We start from the raw sequence: 25,811 nt of genomic DNA, 5'->3' as shown, positions 1-25,811 counted from the left end.
GCCTGTAGTTTTTAATAGTATGTTTGTTGTGGCAACTGATACAATTTGCAATTAACCAAAATCGTTAGCTTTGTAAGTACTATGAAAAAAAGATGTTGCCATGTAACCTTTTAAAGCATTTGCCTATAGAGTAAATGGTGATCGTGTGCCTGCCCCTGATTCTCTTCTAGCAGGCCCACCCTCCCTGAACATCTTGGCGATAGTTCTGTTCTCTGCTCACGGGTTAGGCTAAAACTATTCCTAAACCCTTGAATATATTGTTACCGTAATGTAGATTGGACTGCAAAGTCTGTACTTCACCCATTAAGAAAGTTTGAATGCGTCTTCTTCTACCGAAGCAATTATACCTGAGTATATTTTCACTGTGCATATTTCTGGGCAGCCATGTAACTCTATTGGCACAAACGCCAAACTGCCCTGCTACGATTACTGTAGAGGGAAGAACCGTGTTGTGCCAGGGCGAAAGCACTACCCTGAGAGCGAACGCGGGTGCAGGACTTACTTACGAGTGGCTGAAGGATGGAGTGGATATAGGCGCAACTGGCGAAACAATTGATGTAAGTCAGGCAGGTACTTATCAGGTTCGGGTCTCAGGAGGGAGTTGTACCACAAATCTCTCTACAGGCACAGATATTGTCGTAGACCCTCGTCCTAATCCCCCTGGTTTTATAGTTGACCCCACTACGGTACAGTGTTCCGGCACCCCCCTGACATTCTCCATCAATGCACCTATGCCTGATCTGATATATACCTGGACGTTCGGGGATGGTAGTACAAGCAGGGGCACAGAAGTTACCCACACGTATGATGTTACAGGTACCGGTGTTGAAACCTATACTGTTTCAGTGTTTGCGACCAGCACAACTTCAAGCTGCGAATCAGAGCCGGTTATTCGGGATGTACAGGTAAAACGAATTCCTGTAATATCATTCACTGAAAAGAATGAATTTATAACCTGCTTAGAAGATTCTGTTGCAGATTCAGATATTAAAGTAACAGCCGAGATCTCCAATACTACTCAAGCACCATTTTTATCAGATATAAGAAGTTACACCGTTGACTGGGGCGACGGTAGTGCACCTGTAATATACCGTGCTGCTGATTTCCCGATATCAAATCCTAATCCATATACTAAGGAAGGTGACTTTGATATAGTCATAACAGCATTGGCAGGCAATGGATGTACTGAAACATTTACCCAGACTTATACTGTAAGCAAAAATCCTAAAGCCGGTTTTGAGATAGACAAACAAAGGGAAGAACAGGATCAGCTACCGCCTTGCGTGCCTGTTGTGGTTACGCCAACTGACACTGCATCTGGTGCCGGCCTTTCTTATAAATGGTCTGTACAGCCTAAGCAAGGCTGGAGCTTTGTTACTGGAGACTCAACTTCGGCTGCCCCTGTTTTCCTGTTCGAAGAGTCAGGAGTATATACGATAGAGCAGATCGTTAGCAATGCCTGTAGCAGCGATACCACATCGCAAGGTATAGTAGTAGGATGGCCACAGGTACAACCGCCATCCGGAGGTACTTTTTGCGGTCCGACTTCGATTAAATTTAGTAGTAGTGGCCCTGCAGGTGGCGGTGGAGGCTCTGGTCCCGGAAGCATACTAGTAGATAAGAATTTAGGGGAGAAGATCACAGTGGCTGTAAGTATAACAGGCCCGAAAAGCTTTTCCCAAACATTCAATTCGGAGAGCTTCAACTTTAGTTTCGACTTCGATGTCCCCGGGCGCTATCAATTAACTGTAGTGGCAGAAAATGAATGCGGTGACTCTGACCAGATTACAGGGGGGCAATCGACTCCTATAGAATACGTCATCTTAAAACAACCCACGGCACCCACTGTGCAAGCTCCGGCAATTATTTGCGAGGGAGATGCCGCGACACTTACCACAACAGGTGGCGGCCCACTTTTTGTTTGGTTTGATACTAATGCACCAGGAGCTGCACCCATAGCAGATGGTCCTACTTTTACTACACCGGCACTGGCAAGTGGCGTTACCAATTTTTATGTTGCGGCCCTGGATACCGCGAATGGAGTAGTATGTATCAGCCCGCTTCGCGAAATACCAGTTACTGTAAGAGAAAGGGTTGCCAATAACATCATAAACGGGGCTGATACCCGCAGTGTGTGCAAGGGAGGAACAGTAGCAGAGCTGACAGGAAGCACACCAACAGGCGGAGATACCAGCAACCCTTACAACTATACCTGGATACAAAGCTCAAGTGGCCCGGACGGAGGTTTTACGGCAGCCACCGGAACAAATAATAACCAGAACTATACACCAGGTGCGATAACTGCAACCACTTGGTTCAGGCGCGTGGTGAGCTCCGGCAGCTGCTCCCCTGACACAAGTAACGTGGTGCAGATAATAGCTGTGGACCCTGTACCCGCTTCAGCCAATACCATTGGGCCGGCGCAGGAGATATGCGAGGGCGATACACCACAACAACTGGTGGGAAGCCAGCCATCAGGCGGAGCAGGCCCCCCTTATACTTTCTTATGGGAAGTAAGTACAACCGGGCCTACAACAGGATTTAGAGCGGCACCAGGCCCCAATAACACGGCAAATTATACGGTTCAAAGTTTGCAGCCCGGCGATAACTGGTTCAGGCGGCAAATTACCTCAGGCGGTTGTACGAACCCATCAGAAGCCATAAAGATCACACTATACCCCCGGTTAGCGGGTAATACAATCAGCCCCCTTAACCAGGATGTTTGCGCAGGCACGGCTACCTCCTCTCTGGACGGATCAGTGCCTACCGGTGGTAAACCCGGAGAGTACAAGTACCAGTGGTTAAGCAGCACAACAGGAGCAAACGGAAGCTTTACAGCTGTAGCGGGTAACAGTAATACCCAGAGCTACACACCTGCGCCACTAACAGGAACAACTTACTTCAAGCGGGTAGTTACTTCAGCAGGTTGCGGTGCTGACACCAGTGCAGCAGCAGTGATACGAATACGGCCTGCCATAACCGGAAACAGCATCTCTGCCAGTCAGGAAGTTTGCTCAGGTACTGTACCGCAAGCGCTAACAGGTTCTGCTCCTTCAGGTGGTAACGGAGGATTCACATATCGCTGGGAAAGTAGTATTAGCGGTCCATCCACTGGTTTTACACCAGCAGCAGGTCCCAATACAAGTGCAAGCTATACTCCTCCGGCGCTTACCCGCAATACCTGGTTCAGGCGAGTAGCTATCTCACAGGGTTGTGAAAATGTTTCAGATGCAATTGCCATTACTATCCTGCCTTTACCGGCTTCCCCTACGCTAACGGTGAAGGATGCACGGGCATGTGTTGGCGGTTCAGCTATACTTTCTGTAGTCAACGCAAGCGGAGAAACTTACGAATGGTATGAAACGGCAACAGGTGGAATACCGGTTTTTGTGGGACCGGAATTTGAAACACCAGAGCTGTTCCAGAACACTACCTATTTTGTGCAGGCAGTAAATAACAACCAATGCGCCAGCGCTTCCAGAACAGAAGCAACTGTAACCATCGTTACGCCAGTGGCAAATGCCGGGGACGATGTTACAATTATACAAGGCAGAACTACAGAGTTGCGTGCATCAGGAGGGCAAACTTACCAATGGGAGCCTGCAGTAGGCCTTAACAACCCTAACATAGCAAATCCAATAGCTAAGCCAGATGTTACTACCACATATACCGTAACCGTAACTACGGCAGAAGGCTGCGTTGCTACTGATGAGGTCGTGGTGACAGTAATACCTGCGCTGTCAATTCCGAATGCCTTTACGCCTAATCGTGATGGCGTGAATGAGATATGGGAATTAGGCAATGTGGAGAACTATCCGGATGTGCGGGTGGAGATATTCAACCGTTGGGGAAACCTGATCTTTACATCAAATGGGTATGGCACACCTTGGGATGGCACTTACAATGGCGAGAATCTGCCTGTGGCCACTTATTATTACATGATCTACCTGAACAGCTCGGAGAAACCAATTTCAGGGCATGTTACCATTATCCGTTAAGAAATGAGGAAAGTATTTCTATTCATACTAACTATAGTCACTGTGGCACTGCAGGCAAACGCCCAGCAACGGCCACAGTATAGCCAATACATGCTTAATAACTTTTTGTTGAATCCTGCTATTACAGGCATCGAAGATTATACTGATATAAGAATAAGCAACAGGCGGCAGTGGGTTGGTTTGGATGGAGCCCCGGTTACCTATTACCTTACAGCCCATACACCTATCAACAAGGGGGCTGCCAGTAACAAATTTCATAAGGAACTGGCACACCATGGGGTGGGCGTTTCTTTTCATACAGATAAGACAGGCCCTTTACGCCGTACAGGGCTTACAGGGTCTTATGCCTACCACATGGCGGTTACGCGCAGCATAAATGTGTCGGCGGGTGCGGCGGCAGGTATTATCAGAAATAGCATAAACACAAGTGAGCTTCAACTTACTAACCCCGGTGATCCGCTGTTAGGTGGCGGAAATATAAATAACAATGTGCTCGACCTGAACCTGGGGCTGTGGATTTATTCCAAGAATTTTTCAGTTGGTGTTGCAGGGGCGCAGCTGCTGGAGGATGTCGCCAGTTTTGCTCCGGAGGGTAGTACCGACCCTGCCCTTGACCTGCAGCGGCATTACTTTGTAACTGGTAGCTACCGCTTTTCACCAACTCCGGAACTGGACGTGGTTCCTTCGGTAATGGTCAAGCTTGCTTCTCCCAGCCCCGCCTCTATCGATGCGAGTGTTCGGGTGCTTTATAACAAACAGTTTTGGGTGGGAGGTTCTTACCGTCACAACGATGCCCTGGTAGCTATGGTAGGTGTATATGTAAGTCCACTACTCGATATCTCTTACTCCTACGACGCTACTACTTCAACCCTTAACAAAGTCAGTGCCGGAACCCACGAGGTAGTAGTCGGCTTTAAGGTTTTCAACACACGACGAATTATCTGCCCGCAATGGATTTGGTAAACGGTGCCTGGTTTCACCTTATTAGCAGAAGCTTTCCCTCCTGATATTACTTGCTCCCTCACTACCCTATAATAAGCAGTGTGAAGCACATCGTAAGTGCTGTCACTTACACACGCTCTTGATATTATATCATTCTTGTGGGCACCGTGCAAGTTATCCTCATCAAATAAAATATAGGGATATATTTGCAAGTAGTTCCTCTTGTATTACCTTTGCCCGCCATTAATAATTAATTATAGATAAAATTCAATTTAGAATGTGTGATTAGCCTTTAAAGCTATTCTTAATTATTGAGTTTACAGAGTTATAACTAAATCCATAGCATAGTATGGCATTTGTGAGATATTTCTGAATTTAATTTTATCATTATAATTTGGATTGTACTAAAAATCGGTAAATTTCAGAAGAAAATTTATGCTAAAGGCTCTTGTGCGATTGAAAGCTGCCGATTAAAAGGAATTTTTAAAGTTATAGTTGTACTTGTTTTAAGCTATACCTTAATAGTTAAGTGTTTAAAAGAGGAGTTTAGTACAATAAAAAGTGCTGTACCCTCTTTATTTTTTAATCTGAAATTAAATTCTATATAACAAACTTTTACAAAACCCGATGAGAAGTCCATTTGGAAAAGTTATACTATTAATAGTATACTTTTGCACTGTTACCACCCTGGCTTTCGCACAGAAAGCCCCTCCGCTTGGCGCTGCCCGAGAGTATCATGCACTAGCCGATAAGAAGATAATTAATAAAAAGAGTTCAGCAGAGAGCCTAAAGCTTGGCGTTGCAAATGGCTCGGTGCGAGGGTATTCCCGCAGCGGTGCATCATTGGCGCCAGATGTGAATAATGCTTCTTCCCGTAAAGCCATGAACGATGCACGCCTGGCTTTTGATAATGCCTTGAGGCAAGCATCGATTGGTGTAACATCATGGCAGAAAGACTTCAATCCTGGAGTGTATAAAGTAAACGGGAGTGCAGTGTTCAATGGCAAAGTGTCCTTGGCTGATGCAGGACAGGCCGCTCCGGTTTATATCTTCCAGGTTCCCGGTGATCTTACAATTTCTGATAATACTGTTTTGGAGTATTCGTCAAATGTAGACTCTGAGAAAATATATTGGGTTGTTGATGGAGATCTCACGATAGGTAAGAATACCAGGATGGCAGGTACTTTCATTACAAAAGGTAAAATCACCTTAAACGATGGTACCCGACTGGATGGTAGAGTGATCTCACTTACAAGCAACGTAGTATTAGGACAGACAGTTCTTGCTACTCTATCTGACCTGAGCGTTACTATAAGTGTTAGTCCTAGCACTTCAGGTACAGCGTCTTACCTGAACGGAGAAGAAGTTGATATCTTTTATAGTATTACGAACAATGGTCCTGCGGATGAGACCGGAGCTATCATGAGAAATATCACCTTTACAGGAGATTACCTCAGCAGCTCATCAAGCGTGCAGGGTGCCAATTATAATGTGCAGCAGAAAGAATGGAACATCCGTAACTTGGCAAGCGGCCAAACCGCAACCCTTACGATACATGTTAAGCTTACTAAAGCTGGCCTTGGGATTGCACAAGCCTTTGTAGAAGGTATTAACATTGATGATAACATTGCTAATAATACATTAAACTTCACTTACTGCGTACTTTTGCCATCTACCGGTGATATTACAGGTAAGTCAGAAGTATGTGTAGGCAAAACCTATTCGTATAGCATTGAGCCTGTGAGCGGAGCAACCAGATACACCTGGACTGTACCTGCGGGCTGGAACTATACCCTGATAAGCGATACGGAGATTAGTGTGACTCCAACAACCACAACAGATCCTGCTACTCCTGCTGTGATCTCTGTGCAAACCAGTAATATCTGCGGCGACAGCCCGGCTAAAACAATCAACATTGCCTCAACAGCTGATAGACCAGCACAACCAGGTGCTATCACTGGTCCAACTCCCGTGTGTGCGCTTACGCAAGGGTTAACTTATTCCATAGCGGCTGTACCCAATGCCACTGCTTATGTCTGGACATTACCTGAAGGATCAGGATGGGGCTTTGCAGATGGAACAGAAACAACTGGTACATCTATTACAGTAAAAGCAGGTACTGCAGGAGGTGATATAACAGTGGTTGCAATAAACGCTTGTGGTGCCAGTGACCCAACAGCTACAACCATAGCTGTTAGTACCGAAGCACCTACTGTAAGCGCTATACGTGGTGATATAGATCCTTGTGTAGGAAAAACAGTTTCTTACGAGATCGATGCTGTGCCAAATGCACTGGAGTATATATGGGACGTGCCTGGAGACTGGTTGATTTTATCCGGTAAGAACACGAATAAAATAACTGCAACAGTTGGAAGTGATCCGATAGATATAACAGTAGCGGTAAGAAACGCTTGCGAAACAAGCCAGCCTAAAATGCTTACCGTAACGCCAACACTTGACGTTCCGCCAGTACCAGGTGCTATCACAGGTTCTACAAATGTATGTGCCGAGGACAAAGGGCTTACCTACTCTATTGATCCGGTTGACGGTGCCAAAAGCTATGAGTGGGTAATACCAACTGACTGGGAACTTGTATCAGCAAATGGTGGTACAAGTATAACTGTAAACGCTGGTACAGCAACCAATGGAACGGTCTCTGTGAAGGCATTAAACAGTTGCGGAAAAGGTACTGAAGCAACACTTGCGATTGAGATAACTTCAGGTGTTCCTGCTGCTCCAGGCGCTATAACCGGTGAGCAGTTAGTGTGTGCAGGTAGTACACCGCTAACTTATTCTATTACACCTGTAAGCGGAGCAACCTCTTACAACTGGGTAGTACCCGGAGATTGGAAAACAGAATCTGGTCAAGGAACTAACTCTATTACTGTAACTGCCGGAGCAGATAATATAACAATATCTGTTACAGCTATGAATGCATGTGGTGATGGACCTGCCTCTACACTGGCCGTTACATCACAAAACGCGGTGCCGGCAGCTCCTGTATTTGTTGCCAAACCTGCTGAAGTTTGCCAGAATAAAACTGGCCTTGTTTACAGCGTAACTCCTGTAGCTGGCGTTTCGGTTTACAACTGGCAACTGCCGGCAGGCTGGACTTATGAGAGCGGTGAAGGCACATCAAGCATTACGGTAACTGCCAGCTCAACAGACCTGACGCAAAATACTGTGTCTGTTACCATGACAAACGAGTGTGGTACAGGTCCTGCTGCAAGTACAGATGTTAAAATTGTGACATCCGTACCAGATCAGCCGACAACGATAACTGGTAAGGTTTCGGCCTGTATCAACGAACAAAACATTACCTACTCTATCGAGCCTGTTGCCAATGCTACATCATACAGATGGGTTGGTACTAACGGATGGTCTGTAGAAACTGGCCAGGGTACTACCAGTGTAACAGTAAAAGCTGGTACAGCAAACGGTACACTATCCGTAGTGGCAGTTAACGTTTGTGGTGATGGTGTTGAAAAACAACTGGCAGTGTCTGTTTCCAGTGCTGTGCCTGCAGTGCCAGGCGCTATTACGGGAATGGCCACTCCGTGCGTTGGCAAAGAGTACACCTACTCTATCACTGATGTGACAGATGCGCTAAGCTATACCTGGTCTAAACCAGCTGACTGGACGTTAGTGGAAGATAATAATGGCACTACGTTCAAGGTGATTGCAGGAAGTGATCAGGGAACAATTAGTGTAACTGCCAATAACAGCTGCGGGTCAAGTACACCGCAAACTTTGACAGTAACTCCTACAGCAGAGGCTCCGACTGGTATCACAAACATTACTGGTACAACAAGAGCCTGTGTGGGTGATGTGCTTACTTTCAGTGTAAACGCTTCCGCTAACGCCGTTTCTTATACCTGGAATGTGCCAGCTGACTGGACAGAAATGACAGAGCTTAATGAGCCAGGAATAATAAAGATATCAGTGAGAGCTGGTGCCACAACTGGTCCTGTAAGCATAACTGCCAGCAATGAATGTGGGATAACCACTGTAGGTAGGATTGTTACAGTTTCAACGGCTGCCCCAGCCACGCCTGGTGCAATTACTGGCCCAAGCCTGCTTTGTGAAGGTTCAACGGCAATATTCTTTATCGATGATGAAGTTGCTGGTGCTGACTCTTATGATTGGAATTTCCCGAGCGATTGGATGAAGATGGGTAGCACTGATGGCAGAAGTATACAAGTGACTGTTGGTAAATCAACAGGTAACGCTACGGTAAAAGCTATCAACTCTTGCGGAATCAGCAACGAGAGTGTATTAGCTGTAGCGCCTCAGCCAAATACCCTGGTTGCTCCTGATGCTATCACTGCTTCCGAACCTACCTTCTGCCAGAACGCTACAAACCTGAACTACAGCATACCTTTAGTTGAGGGAGCTACTGTTTACGAATGGAATGTGCCAACTGGCTGGTTTGTAGTATCTGGTTCTGGAACAACCGCTATCGTAGTAAATGCAGGTTTAAATGGTGGAAATATAACCGTTACAGCAAGCAACGATTGCGGTGCAACAGTAAGCAAATCATTGGCTGTTCAGCCTAATAAAGCTCCGGTTGTAGTAACGATAACAGGTCCTGTTACACCATGTGCCGGTGAAGCGGCAACCTACAGTATTACAGAAGAAGCTGGCGTAACTTATGCCTGGGACTTCCCAACAGGCTGGAAAGTTGAATCCAGAACAGCAGGCAATGGACAGAACTCTGTTACAGTAACTCCATCAACAACAACTGGGGCTGTGAGTGTAATTGCCTCAAATAGCTGCGGAACCAACGATGTAGTAGAGTTGCAGGTACAGCCAACGAATGGAGTGCCAGCAGCGCCTGGTGCGATCACCGGAACTGCAAACGTGTGTGCGGGTCAAACCATAACTTACACAGTAGGTGCTTCAGCAGGCGCAACCTCTTATGCCTGGATACTGCCGCAAGGATGGTCTTTAGTACCAGGTACACCTTCTAATACAACACAGATTCAGGTAGTTGCAGGTAGTACATCAGGTAACATTTCAGTAGTAGCGCAGAACAGCTGCGGAAACAGTACAAGCACTGCACTGGCTGTAAACGCTAAAGTACTGGTTACTCCAAGTGCCATTGTAGACAGCAGCTCACCTTGTGTGGGTCTTGTTTACGAAGTTGCACCAGTTGCAGGAATTACTTTCAACTGGACAGTGCCAACTGGTTGGACAATCACATCTGGCGCAGGTACAAACAAGATAAATGTTACAGCAGGTGCTGGCGCTACTAGTACAGGAATGATATCAGTAGTGGCAGACAACGGCAATTGTTCGAGCCAGCCAATTAGCATTGTTGCAAACAAAGATCTGGCAAACAGTGAAATTGAACTGCCAAATGTATTCTCGCCAAACAACGATGGTAACAACGATACCTGGAAAGTTAAGAATCTGGAGAATTACACAGATAATGATCTGACTATTGTAAACCGTTGGGGTAACGAAGTATACAGAGCCAAGTCGTACAAAAATGGCTGGACCGGCAACGATTTAAGTGAAGGCACATACTTCTACATGCTTCGTGTAAAAATGTGCGATGGTGCTGATAAAGTATTTAAAGGTTACGTGACGATTGTAAGATAATAGTTATGAAGACGAACAAATGGAGTATAGTTTTGGTGGTGCTTGGCGTGGCTATATCTAATTTCGCCACTGCCCAGCAGGCACCTCAGTACACACAGTACATATTCAATGAATTAGCAATTAACCCTGCTTACGCAGGTAGCAAAGGTATACTCAATATCAATGCTACCTACCGTAACCAGTGGTCTGGGTTGGAGGGTGCTCCAACCACACAATTCTTAAGTGTTGACGGCCCAACGGGTAAGTCAAACATGGGATGGGCCGGTTACATAGTGCATGACGAGATAGGAGCACAAAGCCAGACCGGCGTTTACGGTAGCGCTTCTGTGGGTATTGACCTGAGCACGACAACTAAGCTTTCCTTTGGCCTCTCACTGGGAGCTGTTCAGTATACACTGGATGGAACAAAGCTTACCTCTGGTAGCGAAACCCCGGATTCAGCCATACCACAGGGGCGTGAGTCTAAGGTATTGCCAGATGCCAAGATCGGAGCGTTCATACATTCAGAAAGGTTCTTTGCCGGATTAACAGCTGCCAGCCTGGTACCTTTTAACAGTGACAATATGTTTATCGCAACGCCACGCCGGCACTACTTCCTGTCGACAGGGTATACCTTCGACCTAAGTAGTGATCTGCGTCTGAAGCCAAGTGTGCTACTGAAAGAAGATTTCGATAGCCCGACGAACATAGACCTTAACACGTTTTTGGTATACAACGAACGCTTTTGGTTTGGAGGGTCCTACCGTACTTCGGCGCCCCTGTTCACTGATGTGGAGACAGATAACCTGAAAAAGCGTAATGCCTTTGCCATATTAGCTCAGGTATATGCAACCCCCCGCTTCCGGGTTGGCTACTCGTATGACATCAGCCTTGGAACAATGAAGAGCTACAACACGCATGAAATCTCTATCGGCTATACTTTCTTTAAATCAGAGAATGGCCGGATATTAAATCCTAGGAATTTATAATATAGGAACGGATGATAAAGTTACGCTTAACACTGATTACGTTATTGTTGGCAGGGTCATGTGGTGCACCTGTTGCCCTGTTAGCCCAAGACATGGAGCAGGCAAATCAGCACTTCAACAATTATGAATATGCCTTGGCGCTGAATGATTACCAGAATGCTCTGAAGAACGGGAAAGCCAGCTTAACTGTAGTACAGCGTATTGCAGATAGCTACCGCTTACTAAATAACAGCCAGGAAGCAGAGCAGTGGTATGCAAAGGTGGTGACGTATTCCAACGCTGCTCCTATTAATACTTATTATTATGCGCAGGCAGCCAAGCAGAACGGACATTATGAGAAAGCTAAAAAGCTGTTTCTGGAATATAGGCAGAAAGCACCTGAACAGGCAGCAGTTGCCATGCAAATGGCCGCTTCTACTGATACAGCAGTAGCCTGGATACAGAACCCACGCTCTTATAAGGTGCAAATAGTAAATGACCTGAACTCAAAAGCAGGCGACTATAGCCCGGTAAAGGAAAAGGATGGCTTATTCTTCGCTTCTACAAGACTAGGTGCAGCAAACTCAGAGCAAAATGCAACAGCAAGCACGTATGTGCAATTGTATTATGCAAAGGCAAACAACGACAGCACCTGGCAAACGCCTGTTCCGTTAAGTCCGATCATCAACACAGCATACCATAACGGACCTGCAGCTTTTTCACAAACTGACCAGACGCTGTACTTTACGCGTACCCAGGTAAATAAGCGCAATGTTGGCAAGCTTATCGCTGACCCTACCAGTTGGCTTAGAGGTAAAAGCAACGGTAACAGCACACACACCAACCACCATGGTATATTCATTGCTGACCGCAAAGATGGCAAGTGGGAGAATGTAAGACCCTTCAAGTATAATAACTCGAAAGCATATTCTGTAGGTCATCCTGCTGTTACCCCTGATGGTAAAGTATTATACTTTGTATCTGACATGCCGGGTAGCTTGGGAGATACGGATATCTTTTATTCAGAGCGACAGGCCGATGGCTCATGGGGAGCACCGGTTAATGCCGGAAACGTGATCAATACAAGTGGCCGCGAAAGTTTCCCGACCATCGGAGAGGATGGCAACTTATACTTCTCCTCTAACGGGCATTTAGGAATGGGAGGCCTGGATATTTTCAAAGCTGTTGGTTCGCATAATGCGTGGAGCAAAGTAGAAAACATGAGAGCCCCTATCAATTCATCGAATGATGATTTCAGCTTGCTGATAGACGCCGCAGGTAAGGCGGGTATGTTCTCTTCGGCACGTGCAGCACAAGGTGGCTCTGATAATATTTACAGCTTTAAGGAAGTTAAAAAGCAGCCGCTTGTGCTAAAAGGCCAGGTAATAGCGAAGGCTGGTAAAGCAGACTCTGTTAGAAAGCAAGTTACACCAATTGATAGCGTGTTGTTACAACTAACAGAAAGCGGTAGCACTAAACCCGTAGAGCTTTACACAGATGAAGATGGCAATTTCAGCTTCGAAGTTAAGCCCGGAAAAACCTATACGCTGCGCGGTTCTAAAGAAGATTACCTTTCTCAGAACTTAACCATTGTAGCTGATTCAAGCCTAATGTCAGATTCCTATCAGTTAGAGTTTGTGTTGGAGCGAAAGCGGGTTAACGTACCGGTTGTTTTGAATAACGTTTACTACGACCTGGACAAAGCAGTAATCCGACCAGAGGCAGCTGCAGAGTTAAATAAGCTTATTAAGATCATGAAAGATAATCCGGATGTAATGATCGAAATAGGATCTCATACGGATAGTCGTGGCCATAGAAAGTATAACAGGTTGCTTTCAGAGCGAAGAGCTAATTCTGTGGTTGATTACCTGATCTCAAAAGGCATCGACAAAAGCAGATTAACGGCAACAGGCTATGGCGAATCTCAACTGATCAATGAGTGCAACGACGCTAAGAGAAGGTCATGTTCTGAAGAGATGCATCAGCAAAATCGCCGTACAGAGTTTAAGATCATAAAATAAGTAGTTCCATCTACAAGTATAAAAGGAAGGGGGCTGCAGTTACGTAACTGCAGCCCCCTTCCTTTTATATCTATTTAAAACCTACTGCGCTGACCAGCCGCCATCAATCGGCATCATAGTGCCAGTTAGTTGCGAAGATGCCGGAGAGGCTAAAAGCAGTGCCATCTGGGCTATAGCATCTACATCCACGAATTGTTTCACAGCTTGCTTTTTCAGCATTACTTTCTCAATAACCTCTTCTTCTGACATCTGGTGTGCCTTTGCTTGGTCTGAGATCTGTGCCTCCACCAAAGGCGTTCTTACATAGCCAGGGCAAATAGCATTGCAGGTAATATTATAAGGTGCCCCCTCCAGCGCTAAGACTTTAGTAAGGCCGGCAATGCCATGCTTGGCTGCAACGTAAGCTGCTTTAAACTCTGATGCACGCAGGGCATGAGCAGATGCAATGTTAATGATCCTGCCAAAATTCCTCTCTTTCATACCTGCCCATACGGCTTTGGATGTGTGGAACGACGAGGAAAGATTTACGGAAAGTATGGCATCCCATTTTTCTTCCGGAAACTCATCAATAGGAGCTACATGTTGTATGCCTGCGTTATTTACAAGCACATCTACCTGACCTAATTCCTGCTCCGCCTGTTTCACCATCTCCCGTATCTGGCCTGGGTGCATCAGGTTGGCACCGGAGAAGATAACCTGAACGTTATGTGCTGCAGCCAGGTCATGCGCTATGTCAGCACCATTCTTCTCAAGGCCGTTTATTAAAAGGTTATAGCCATTAGATGCAAAATGGCGTGCTATTCCTAATCCGATACCACTGGTGCCTCCGGTTATAAGTGCATTCTTCATATTATGGGGATTTTGATATTGCTCTAAAAAGTCAAAGCGCCCCATGAGGGCGCTTTGACAACTAATTATTATCTAACCTATTTTACATCACTTGCTTTTTTATTAAATGCAGGGAGATTAACCTTCAACTCTACAGAATACAATCTGCCTATAAAAGGAGAGGCAACGAATTCTCTAACTTTAGAGTCAAACAGGTTAGTTACCTGGGCAGACGTTGTCAGGTACTGGTTTATACGGTAGCCTGCACTAACATCAACATTTGTAAAGCCACCTAGCGGGCCATAGTTCCAGGTTCTTCCGAAACGGGCATTTTCTTTTAAACCCAGTGCTTCGTCGGCACTAGCGGCTACGTTAATACCTGAGAAGAAATCAAACTCCTGTACCCAACGCGTGAAGATAGAACCAAAGAATTTGCCTTGGTTATAGTTAGCTGCCAGGCTAAAGCGGTTTGCCGGAGCATTGATAGATAAGTCAAGCTGATTTACTTTTCCGTCTCTGTTACCATCATTCGTAAGGTTATTTTTATCGATCTTATAACCGAAATAAGAATAGTTGGCAACAAAGTTCAAGGCTGGAATAGGAGCGTAGGTCAGGCCAAAGTCAGCACCATAGGTATCAACTTCACCGAAGTTTACATACGTGAGCAGGAAAGCAGCACCGGCCTCCGGAGTTCCCGGAATTACCTGCGACATTGGCGTATCACCACGCTTCGTAACCTTGCGCCCTTGTGTGGCAATGTTGATTGCAGGGCTCAGGAAGTTCTTAGACATGTTGTAGTAAGCGTTTACATCCAGGAACACTTTGTCAGATACTTTTCCTTTGTAGCCTGTTTCAATGGTGTTGATAGATTCTACTTCCAGTTTGCCTATTTTAGTGCCATCGCTCAACGTATAGCCCTCACTGTTACCGATCAGCAGGCCACCAAACAAGTAGCCTTCCAGGTTAAGGATAGTTGGGGCTGCGATACCTTTACCATATGTCAGGCGTACGGAATGGTCGTTTTTAGTCCACACCAGGGCTGCCTTAGGTATAAAGTTAAAGCCATACAGCTCGTGGTTATCGGCACGTCCGGCTACCAATGCCTTAAAGCCACCACCAAGTTGTCTTTCAATCTGACCGTAGAAGCCAAGCTGATCAACCTCTATCGGGCCGGCCTGATCAAACAGGTAAGTATTCTGGCTGTTAGCAATGTCGCGCTGGTACTGCGTTCCGATAATGTAATCGAATCCTGCCAAACGGTTATTGTACTGCAACTCTCCGTTGATACGGCGTGAATCATCTTTGAAAACGGCACCTCTAGGCAAGGCTATACCTACACTTGGCGATGAGCCAGCCCACTGTTCGGTGTATGATCTTCTGCGGGCTTCTTCTTCGCTGAATCCTGCGTTTTTAAAGCTTAAGTAGTTTTGAGTGCGCTGGTTTATAGCATACGTTTCATCGGTGTTACTCCAAGTGTGGTAAACCTGCGCAAATACCCGTGGAGAAACATAACGCGCGTGCAGGTAGTGCACCTGCCAGTCTTTTATCTGGTTGCGGCCAGCGTTTGTTTGTGCAATGTTGTTTGAATTGCTTCCGCCATATGACAGGATGATGTCAGACTTGTCATTTAAAGAATAATATACGGCGGCTTCACCGCGTAAGGTATTAAAATGCCTGTCAAGCTCTAGTTCTGCTGCTCTCTGCGTAGCTCCAAAATAAACGGTGTCATCATACGCAAAGTCAAGTCCTTTGGTATACTCACCAGTAACCTTAAAAGCAAACTTCGGGCTTAGCACCATAGCGTGTCTTAACCTTGTCGAAAATACCTGCTGATTACCTACGTTTAATGCAAGCGTTGTTCCTTCGGAGCGGCGCGGGTCTTTTGTGATAGTGTTTACCAGGCCGTTATGGGCGTTCGGTCCATAGAGGGCCGCGGCAGGCCCAAGTACAACTTCAATTTGCTCAATATCTTCTTTAACTACAGTTGATAAAGGGCCAAGTGGTAAGCCTGTGGCAATAAGGGTAGACAAACGGGCATCGTTCATCTGCAGGTTTTTAGGGTTAAAGGCACTGTTCATACCTCTAACGTTTATACCTGTGCCTAAAACCCCCGTCCTGATAAACTCTACCCCTTTCTGGCGGGCAAGTAAGTCGCCCACATTAAAGGATGGCGAAAGTTCAATATCCCGGGATGAGATCAGGCTGATCGTAGCAGGTGCTTCTGTTAATTTTTCTGGTCTGCGAGAGGCCGATACTACTACTTCTTCACCGATCATAACAGATGCTTTCATACTGATTTTGCCCACATCTGTGGTGCTGCCAGCAGCAACAGTTACCGGAATAGTAGGGTGTGAATAGCCTATGTAGCTTACACGCAGCTTATAATCGCCGGCAGATAAGTTAGGAATCTGAAATTCACCGTTGGAGTTGGTGGTTGTGCCTTTGGATGTGCCTTCCACCAATACAGTGGCACCTATCAGGGCTTCGTCTGTACCGGTTCCGACCACTCGTCCTTTAATGGCTCCACCTTGGGCAAACGCCGCCTGTGCGATGCACAGCAGCGAAAGCAGGATAAGGTAAATCTTTTTCATGTTGTTAAGGTTAGGTTATAGAATAATGAGTATAGTTTTACTTTGTACTGGTATTCAAAAATTCCCGGACGGCCTTGTTAAAGGCCGCTGGTTGCTCGTATTGCAGGAAATGCCCTGCCTCAGGAAGCATCACCACCCGGCTGTTAGATATAAGTTTCTCTCCGGCCTCCGCAACCGCTTGAGGCGTTAGCGAAGGGTTAAAATACTTATTAGGGATCAGTGCGTCGTTTTCACCGAACACAATGAGGGTAGGCATTTGCAACTGCGGGAGCTTTCCATAAACCGGCTCATCCACCATGGCTGCCACGCTGCCTGCTACCGCTTTGCTGTAGTCATCAAACTGATCTGATTCCATCATCATTAGCCGGTCATTTACCATGTGCTGGGCATCAGAAGGCATGTTATAAAAGTTGACTTTATAATTAGCGGCTGTTTGCTCTGGGGTTGTTTTCTGCACACTTTCCGGTGTAACCGTCATTTTAAAGAGTTGCTTCTGTTGATCTGTAAAGGTCTCCAGGCCGGCTGGTGCAGCAAGTATGAGTTTCTTAACCCGTTCAGGAGCTTGCAAAGCAGCAGTGATGGCCACCTGACCACCCATGGAATGACCCGCCAGCGTCGCCTGCTTTATCTGGAGCTTGTCCATCAGTTCAAGCACTGCTTTGGCATAACCAGCCATACTTACCTGTACATTCTCTTTTGATGATTTTCCGTAACCCGGCAAGTCCAGGGCAATGGTTCTGTAGTTATTTTTGAGTTCGGTGATGTTTTTTTCCCACGCCGGCAGGTAGCTGCCTAATCCATGAATAAAGATGATGGTTTGAGAACCTTTACCCTCATCTATATAAGCTATTGTCTGGCCATCAGAAAGAGCAACTTTTTTTACAGGAAACTTATACTTCAGGCTCTCAAATACCGGGTCTGCAGAAATAGCAGAAGCTCTGCTTGCGGATTGTGCCGCAGGCGACTGGCACTGCGCATTCAGGCCAAGCAGGCACATGAACGAAAACAGGAGAGTGGCTTTATACTTAGTTCTCATATGCAGGTTGTTTCAAAGTGTTGGAAGGCATCACTTCTTCTACAGGCACTGGTTTGCGGAAAGTGAAGTATAGCGCGAGGCCCACAATAACTGAAGCAAGTATGGCCAGTGCAGCGGCTATGCCCGGGTTGCGTACAGGTGCATCCATGTAAGAAGTTAAACCGCCGTAGTAGATCGAAAAATGTACAACTACCGAGGTAACAGAGGCGGCAATTGGCGCTACCAGTGGTACTCTCTTCAGGAACATGCCAAAAAGCACAGGTACAAAGGCTGCTGAAAAATAAGCGTAAACACCATTTTGCGCAAAAATGCCAACACTTAGGTTCGGGTTGAGCAGCTGATCGAAGGTGAGAAATATAGACACAATGGCCAACGCAACTATTACAAGCCGGTTAACCAACACACCACGGGCCTCTACTTTCGGTCCGAAAACAGGTGTTAGTATATCAGAAGTAATTGTGATGGAGAGCGACTGAATCAAGCCTTCTAAAGTGGACAGACCAGCTGATATTAGACCCATGACCACCAGCAGCCCCACATATACCGGAAACTCGCTGACCACATAAGCCGACATGATTCCATCAACAGGAATTGCCTTACCATTTATACTTAAGTCAGGAAATGTAATGCGGGCATATAGGCCGGCGATAACCACCAGGAAGAAAAGGGCTTCTGTAGCTACACCCACTAACAGGTACAGGTTTACATCTTTCTCATTCTTTAGCAGTAGCGACTTGGTAATGATGTGCGGCTGACAAACAATAGCAACTCCAATGATTAGCTGGCAGAAAATGATCTCAAAATTATCCCGGAATAAAAAGCTTTTAGGGTTTGTAGATCCTACCAGTAATGGGTCAATGGCAGCGAGTTTATCCAGAAAGCCGTGTACGCCGTTACTAAAATGCTCATAGCCGGAGCCTAAAAGTATAAAGGCAACTATCACCATCAGGATGGCCTGTATCATATTGGTGTAGACCATAGAGTTGGCGCCGCCAAACATCATATAGCCAAACACGAACACCACGATGCCTACGCATACGTTCAGTTCATTCAGGTTAAGTACACTGGCCAGCACTTTGGTCAGGCCCACGCAAATCAGGACAATAAATGTGATGAGTAGCAGCGACAGGAACGCGAAGAACATCGTGTAGCCTTTGCTTTTATAGACGGCTCCCATCCATTGTGCCATGGTTTGTGCCTTTACGGCTGTGCCCATTGCCCTGAAACCCTTTGTGAGTACAACCAACGATAAAAGTGCCGCAGCAGGTAGGGCAATAGCCATAGAAATAAACCCGCTTACGCCATAAAGCGCTATAAAACCCGGATTAATAATAAAAGTGGCAGCACTCGTCATGGAAGCAGCCAGGGCCAGGCCCACAGCAACCGGAGAGAAAGCTACGCTGCCTAAGGCGTAGTCTGAAATGGAGCGGATCCGTAAGGCTCCCCGCACCACAAAGAAAAGTATAAGTGCAGCATAAGCGATAACAAGTATCCAACCAGCCGTTACAAGTTCAGAAGGGGCTAAGCTGTTCATAAGGAGCAGTGTTATAAGTAATATTTCGTACTGTTAAAGTATAAAATATTATACATAGCTCGCAGTGTATACTTGCCAACTCAGCATAATTTAAGGTGAAATCGGGAGTGGCTCAGGTGATGTGGTTTTAGGGGTGGGTGAGCAGGCACTTACATTTAGCGGTTTAAAAAAATTAAAGGATATTCTGATTCTTGCACCGTTAAATTATCTGCAGACGCTTCAGAAGTGAATCTTTGTGCGTGTTACCGATTGGAATACTTTTACCCCCGATCAAGATATTGTTGTCCTCAATTGCCTCAATAGCCGTGAGGCGCACCAGGTACGAGCGGTGCACACGCATAAAATCCTTGCCTGGCAGGCGCTGCTCCAGGTTCTTCAGGCTTTGGCTAACCAGGTAAATATGTTGTGGTGTTTTGATGTTGCAGTAAATGTCCTGTGCCTCTGCCCATACAATGTTATCCAAAGAAATTTTCTCCAGCCGGTTACGCACCTTCACAAAAAGGGCATTTTGTAGCAGGTAGTTAGCTGGTTGCTCAGCTAAAGGGGTTTCTGCTGTTGACTCAGCATCAGCCGTCGAAGTATGGTGCTGCCGTAAACTGGCATTGTGAATGGCCACTTCTATGCTGCTCTGCAACGTACGCACATCAAAAGGTTTGACGAGGTAAGCATGCGGGCTGGTAAGTTTTGCGCGGTCAATGGTATCCTTATCCGACAGGGCAGTCATGAAAATGAAAGGGATCTCACTTGATCTGGAAAGTATAGCAGCTGTGTCAATCCCATCGAGCTTTCCTTCAAGTGTGATATCGAGAATAGCCAGATCAGGTTTAAACTTATGCACCTCCAGCAGGAGCTCTTCGCCAGTACTGACCACCGAACATACTTCGTAGCCCATTTCCTCCAGCGATAGCGCCAGGTTTTGAGCAATCACAACGTCATCTTCGGCAATTAAAAGTTTTACTTTGGCCATACTTGCTGTTCGTTAACACTTTCAAGATAGAAAAATACAGCTAACGCAGCAAAACTACTTCTACGATAGTTGAAAGTATTGCAATTTGTAGATTTTTTGTAAATTGATAGATGCTTCTGTCACTCCTCCCGTATCGGCTAAAATTTGTAAGGTATCTTAAAAGCCTTTTGCTGGTGTTGCTCTGCATGCCTGCTGTGGCCGCAGAGCTGCATCCGGATACGGCCGTGCTGCAGCCACAGGAGCAGCGGCTGCTTCAGCAGCTGCAGGTATACCATGACCGTAGCGGGAAGCTTTCGATAGAGGAGGTGCAACACCAGCCTTTTTTGCGACTCGATACAACTGCTACGCTCCTGGCAGGTAAAACCGTGCACTGGGTGCGGGTGGCGTTGTATAACAGCAGCCACTTTGAACAGGAACGCTACCTTTATGCCGGCGACTGGAGTAAACTTCAGTTGTACACCTCACAGGCTGACAGTACTTTTAAGGTGCAGCAAACAGGGCAACTCCTGCCCATATCGAAACGTGATGTGCCCCAAAACAAGCCGTATGTCCGGGTGAGGATGATGCCACAAAGCTATGCCCTACTTTACCTGCGTTTGCAGGGCGATCTTAACCTATATAAGCCGCAACGGCTAAGTTTGCAGCTGCTTACACCGAAGCAGGTTGTAAAAACTAATAACGATCGCTTACTGGTGCAGGGCATTTTTATTGGAATCATCCTGGTGATGACGCTCTACAACCTCGTGCTGTTTATCTCTGTGCGTGACCGTAGCTATTTATACTATGTGTTAGCGCTTCTGGGCACAGGCCTGTACTTTATGTTCTACCATGGCTTTGCCTTAGAGTTTCTCTGGCCAAACTCACCTTACTGGAACGCCCATAGCTTTGCATTTATCGTTACCTTCAACGGCCTTTTCAGGCTGCTTTTCACCCGAAGCTACCTGGGTACAAAAAAAAGTCTCCCCCTCTGGGATAAGCTCCTCCTATTGCTGGCCATGCTGTATGCGCTACCCGTGGCAATGGCCCTTCTGTCGTACTTCACCCCTTTGGATCTGCTGCAGCCCTGTGTCGACTTGATCGGCATTATCGGGGGCGGTGTGCTGGTGGTTATGTTGCTGGTTGGGGTGGCTTCGCTGATACAGGGATACCGTCCGGCCTTATACTTCCTGATCGCTAACGTGTTTTTTGTGATTGGAGCACTGCTTTTTATTTTGAAGGAGACCAACCTTTTACCCGGTACAATACTTACTGTGTACTCAGTACAGGTGGGGATGGTGGCACAGGTAGTGCTCTTCTCGCTTGGTTTGGCTTACAGGCTTAACACAGTTACCAACGAACTGGCTACTGAAGTGCTTGAAAAGGAAAGACTGGAGCGTGAAAAGGAAACAGAGCGCAAACGATTAATAGAGCAGCAGAAGAAGGACCTGGAAATTACAGTGGCAAACAGGACATCAGCTTTGCGACATAAAACTGAGGAATTGAATAAAACCGTCAGGCAGCTAAAAGCTTCAGAGTATAAACTGCGTCGCCTTAACCAGCTGAAGGACCGTTTCTTTTCTATCATCTCGCATGACCTCCGAACGCCGCTGGCCACCCTGGATTCTTTCCTGAACATCCTGCTGAACTTCTCGGATAGGATGAAACCGGAACAGATGCAGAAACTCGCCAACCACACCCAACTCTCGGTGCGTAACCTGCAGGCACTGCTCGAGAACCTGCTGCAGTGGGCAGCCTCTCAAACTGCTTCTGATCATTCTGTACGCTTTGAGCCGGAGAGCCTTAAGCTGCAGGATGTTGTGCAGCGGAACATCTATTTGTTGCAGGATACTGCCGATACAAAGCAGTTACAATGGCAGGTACAGGTACCGGAGCAACTCGTCGTTTTTGCCGACGCAAACATGCTGGACTTTGTGATCCGGAACCTGCTGCACAACGCTATTAAGTTTTCGAACCCGACTGGTATTATCAAATTAAGTGCGAAGACCACAGGAAATCATTTTGCAGAAATAGCTGTGGAAGACAACGGTGTAGGTATGACAGCAGAAGTTTTTAAATCTCTTTTTCATGAACAGCATCCGGCCATTACAGCCAAAGGAACCTCCAATGAAAAAGGGACAGGATTAGGGTTACTTCTGTGCCGCCAGTTCGTAGAGCGGTTTGGAGGGAGTATACGGGCAAAAAGCGAAACAGGAAAAGGTGCTTGCTTCCTGTTTACGGTACCTTTGGCCTCACTCAAGCCTCCCAGGCAAGAAGAGCCTAAACTGGAAAAAGAAACCTGCTGAAATATTTTATAACCACAAAAGCGCCTTTACCATATAAGCATCAATATTTCACACTTTCTAATATTCCGTTAGATTTGTTAATTATCCACAGTAAAAATCTTGACTATGAAGCATACCCTACCCGACGAACTACAGTTATACTATGAGTTACACGGTAACCCGGAAGCCGCTCAGGCTATTGTTTTCCTGAATGGCCTGTCGCAATCCACGGCGGCGTGGGCGGGGCTGGTGCATGCGCTGGGCAAGAAGTATAAACTGGTGCTTGTAGACTTGCTGTTTCAGGGCCAGTCTGATGCCGCACCGGAGCACCGCAGCTTCGAGGGACATGCTGCTGACCTGGCGGATCTACTGCAAGCTCTGGAGCTGCCGGAGACGTTAGTAGCGGGTATCTCGTACGGTGGGGCTGTGGCGCAACGCTTCCTGGTAAACTACCCGGACTTAGCACAGGCAGGAGCTCTGCTGTCTACGTTCCCGTACAAGGATGCTTATTTCGAGGCCATTGGTTATAGCTGGGAGGCTGCTTTGAAAAATGGAGGTTACCCGCTGATGCTGGATGTGATGCTGCCAACTGTACTGGGCCGCAGCTATTTTCTTAACCCGATCATCACGATTGAGAACCTGAAGAACAGCAAAGTCACACAAAGCCCCTCTACAGAGAATATCCTGAAGCTGACGCAGGCCACCAAGGAGAGCGGCAATTATTTAACAGAACTCAGTAAAGTGCAGGTGCCCGTACTGGTGGTGCAGGGCGAAGAAGACCCTCTTTGCACCGTAGAAATGGGCAAAGCAATGCACCAGGCCCTGCCAAACGCGGAGCTGGAGATTGTGCCGAGCGTAGGACACACGCTTAACCTGGAATGTATTCCGGCCTTGATAAAGTTGCTGGATAACTTCGCGGAGAAGGTGAAGCAGGTGGTGTAGCCGAAAGGTTTTTGGCTTCCTGTTGCTTGATATATGTTTTCAAAGCTGCGCCAAAAAAGATGTAACGGTCTTAGTGTGACTTAGCTAAAGGTCCAACTAATGGCAAGCCGCCCATGCCGCAAGTTTAGCGTGAGCGTAACTTGTGGCTATTATTGATGCCAGTTTGCAACTGGCGAAAGTAAAATTATGGAACACGCCAGTTACAAACTGGCCCTATACCCAACCACCAGTTCCCGCTGCGCTCAAACTGGCGGTATAGCCGGGAATTTTGCACATAATAAACTCTACAGCAAAGCAATTTTACCCTTGTAAACATCCCCGCTAAAATTTCTCCTCCAGCCACAAAAAGGCGCTGCTCAACGCAAATAGCAAGAAGAACCAGACTAGCGATACAGGTTCCTCTTTGTAAGCGACAATGCTTTCTGAAGGGCTTGTACTTTGCTTTGCCATGTATTCCAATGTAGCCTGCTGCCTTGCCTGGATGGTGGCAAAAGACCAATCAACAGCATCATGTACATAAAAATAATAAGGCTCGGCATCAGGAGTCTGAACCTGGTACCAACCACCGCTGCGTGGCCAGAAGGTGCCGTTATACTTTTCAAGTTGATGGATGTTTTGGGCCAACGGCAGGTTTATACTAACAGAGTCGGACAGGCTCGTAATTGTAGCGTTGGGTGTACCAGACTTCGCCTCAGAAGTATAATCTGTGTAAACTAACTCCATCGGTTGATCCGGCTGCGGCACCTGCGGTTGCGCTACCATCCAGAATTTTTCCTGCACCTGCTCCTTTGCCACTCCGGCTAATAAGTTTGCCCAGTAGCTTGAGTATAATTCGTCTTTGCCTTCCAGCTGCCACGGGAACGTTTGCGGTACAAAACTCATAGCCACTTTTCCCCAACCTGCTCTTTTTGCTCCTGCCAGCAATACGTTGCCCTGCTCCTCTACCAGATTATTCACAGCAGTAGTGTTAATAAGTGCGTAAGGGGCAGCTGTGGCCGTAGCAGTTGTGTTGCCCGACCAGGAGGCGCGGGCATTGCGGGTATCCTGCTGCGAGAGTCGCCTGCTCTGGAAAGCGGTAAAGAAGGCGGTGCTACGGCTGTTAGCAGGTGCTGTGGTAATGGTTAAAACACCTAAACCATCTTCAGAAACGGCTTTTTGCAAAGCAGTTCTTTCGGTAGTACTCAGGTTTTCCAGCGCCTCAGGCTCCGTAACCACGACATCAAAATACTTTAACAGCTTGGGTGCTATCCGGGTAAGCTCAGTTTTAGGCATGTTAAGCCACTCCGTTTGGGTAATAGCTTTGCTGACCGTGGTTCGTAGTGCTACTTTGTGCTGCAGCGCTGCCAGATGGTTTTTCAGGAACCTGAATTCGAAGTTCGGGGCAGATGCCAGCATCAGGATTGCCAGTTGCTGCGCCGGCTTTACCTGCACCGGCACCTGGCCAAGCGTGTCCGCCTGGTCTCCTGTTTTAGCCAGCAAAGTATAGGTAAAGCGGCCAGCCTGCTTTGGCGTGTAGCGAAGCCTGAAAGCGAGCGTGCTATCGGGCTGTAGTGCAACGGAGTCCTGCGCCTTGCCCGCCGCATACAAATATAGTTTTGCTTGTGCCTGCTTACCGGAAGTATACTTACCGGCTACCTCCACGGCTTCACCAAAATGTACGCTTTGCGGCCATTGTACCCCTTGTGCACCGGCAGGAGTGGCTGAGAGGTGAGGTTGTAACCGGATGTTAACTAACTGGTGTAGTTCATCTTCATCCAGGCCGTAGCCCAAAAGGTGCAGTGTCTGCAGGCCAGGTTGTTGCTGACGAAGATTTTGTAGGCTTGATAAGGATACAGCATCATCTGCCGGAGCTGTTTTGTAAGTATACACCTGCGGCTTTGCCTCTAGCCCTTGCAGCAGCGCAGCCAGTGTATCGGAGTCATAGCCTTTTGTGAGCAGGATAGCCGTACCCGGGCTAATGGCCTGCTGCGTAGCAGGCGGAAATACCAGCAGCACCAGGCTAACACCTGCCACGGCGCTGGCAAGCAGTCGCCACACTAGTCGTTGCCGGTTGGGCCTGCGCCATGCCAACCATAGCAGCAGCAGGACTACAGCGGCTGCTAGCAACCCGGGGAAGTATGTTGGTACGTTTATCATTTCT

Annotated in this window: 13 protein-coding genes; 7 read left to right on the top strand and 6 right to left on the bottom strand. The window is 46.9% G+C overall.

Annotated features, from left to right (window positions below):
- Positions 1-317 precede the first annotated feature (317 nt).
- From ACSX1A_RS16335 to ACSX1A_RS16315, 5 genes are all read left to right on the top strand, one after another.
- Positions 318-3,998 (top strand): gliding motility-associated C-terminal domain-containing protein, encoded by a 3,681-nt coding sequence (locus ACSX1A_RS16335; protein WP_439880712.1) that lies wholly within the window; start codon positions 318-320, stop codon positions 3,996-3,998.
- Positions 3,999-4,001: 3 nt separating this feature from the next.
- A complete protein-coding gene (locus tag ACSX1A_RS16330) occupies positions 4,002-4,961 on the top strand; it encodes a PorP/SprF family type IX secretion system membrane protein (RefSeq protein WP_439880711.1) in 960 nt (319 codons plus the stop codon).
- 606 nt (positions 4,962-5,567) lie between these two features.
- Positions 5,568-10,544 carry a gliding motility-associated C-terminal domain-containing protein gene (locus tag ACSX1A_RS16325; RefSeq protein WP_439880710.1) on the top strand — a complete coding sequence of 1,659 codons (4,977 nt, stop codon included), beginning with the start codon at positions 5,568-5,570 and terminating at the stop codon, positions 10,542-10,544.
- A gap of 5 nt (positions 10,545-10,549) precedes the next feature.
- Positions 10,550-11,512, top strand: a complete 963-nt coding sequence (locus ACSX1A_RS16320; protein ID WP_439880709.1) for a PorP/SprF family type IX secretion system membrane protein — start codon at positions 10,550-10,552, stop codon at positions 11,510-11,512.
- A gap of 11 nt (positions 11,513-11,523) precedes the next feature.
- Positions 11,524-13,512 carry an OmpA family protein gene (locus tag ACSX1A_RS16315; RefSeq protein WP_439880708.1) on the top strand — a complete coding sequence of 663 codons (1,989 nt, stop codon included), beginning with the start codon at positions 11,524-11,526 and terminating at the stop codon, positions 13,510-13,512.
- A gap of 81 nt (positions 13,513-13,593) precedes the next feature.
- Here the strand turns inward: ACSX1A_RS16315 and ACSX1A_RS16310 are convergent, their stop codons facing one another.
- The 5 genes from ACSX1A_RS16310 to ACSX1A_RS16290 all read right to left on the bottom strand — a co-directional run bounded on the left by ACSX1A_RS16310 (position 13,594) and on the right by ACSX1A_RS16290 (position 20,468).
- Complete coding sequence (locus tag ACSX1A_RS16310; protein WP_439880707.1) at positions 13,594-14,361, bottom strand: 3-hydroxybutyrate dehydrogenase; 768 nt, start codon at positions 14,359-14,361, stop codon at positions 13,594-13,596.
- A 77-nt stretch (positions 14,362-14,438) separates the two neighbouring features.
- Positions 14,439-16,931 carry a TonB-dependent receptor gene (locus ACSX1A_RS16305; RefSeq protein ID WP_439880706.1) on the bottom strand — a complete coding sequence of 831 codons (2,493 nt, stop codon included), beginning with the start codon at positions 16,929-16,931 and terminating at the stop codon, positions 14,439-14,441.
- Between the two features lie 37 nt (positions 16,932-16,968).
- The gene (locus ACSX1A_RS16300) at positions 16,969-17,967 is read right to left on the bottom strand and encodes an alpha/beta fold hydrolase (protein WP_439880705.1); all 999 of its coding nucleotides are present in this window, start codon (positions 17,965-17,967) and stop codon (positions 16,969-16,971) included.
- The gene (locus ACSX1A_RS16295; RefSeq protein ID WP_439880704.1) at positions 17,957-19,501 is read right to left on the bottom strand and encodes a sodium:solute symporter family transporter; all 1,545 of its coding nucleotides are present in this window, start codon (positions 19,499-19,501) and stop codon (positions 17,957-17,959) included. The genes ACSX1A_RS16300 and ACSX1A_RS16295 overlap by 11 nt, the downstream gene beginning before the upstream one ends.
- 199 nt (positions 19,502-19,700) lie before the next feature.
- Positions 19,701-20,468, bottom strand: coding sequence for a LytR/AlgR family response regulator transcription factor (locus ACSX1A_RS16290; RefSeq protein WP_439880703.1), 768 nt, complete (start codon positions 20,466-20,468; stop codon positions 19,701-19,703).
- Positions 20,469-20,578: 110 nt separating this feature from the next.
- On the opposite strand from ACSX1A_RS16290, the gene ACSX1A_RS16285 reads away from it, so the two are divergent.
- Both ACSX1A_RS16285 and ACSX1A_RS16280 read left to right on the top strand, forming a co-directional pair.
- A complete protein-coding gene (locus ACSX1A_RS16285; RefSeq protein ID WP_439880702.1) occupies positions 20,579-22,750 on the top strand; it encodes a sensor histidine kinase in 2,172 nt (723 codons plus the stop codon).
- Between the two features lie 105 nt (positions 22,751-22,855).
- Entirely contained in the window at positions 22,856-23,671 is an 816-nt protein-coding gene (locus ACSX1A_RS16280; protein ID WP_439880701.1) for an alpha/beta fold hydrolase, read from the top strand.
- A 321-nt stretch (positions 23,672-23,992) separates the two neighbouring features.
- Here ACSX1A_RS16280 and ACSX1A_RS16275 read toward each other — a convergent pair whose 3' ends face one another.
- Positions 23,993-25,807 (bottom strand): hypothetical protein, encoded by a 1,815-nt coding sequence (locus tag ACSX1A_RS16275; RefSeq protein ID WP_439880700.1) that lies wholly within the window; start codon positions 25,805-25,807, stop codon positions 23,993-23,995.
- Positions 25,808-25,811: the final 4 nt, after the last annotated feature.

This window comes from Pontibacter sp. MBLB2868 (assembly GCF_051904785.1).
Classification (GTDB): Bacteria; Bacteroidota; Bacteroidia; order Cytophagales; family Hymenobacteraceae; genus Pontibacter.
Note: the sequence above shows the minus strand (reverse complement) of the source record. Positions and strands in the feature narration are given on the sequence as shown.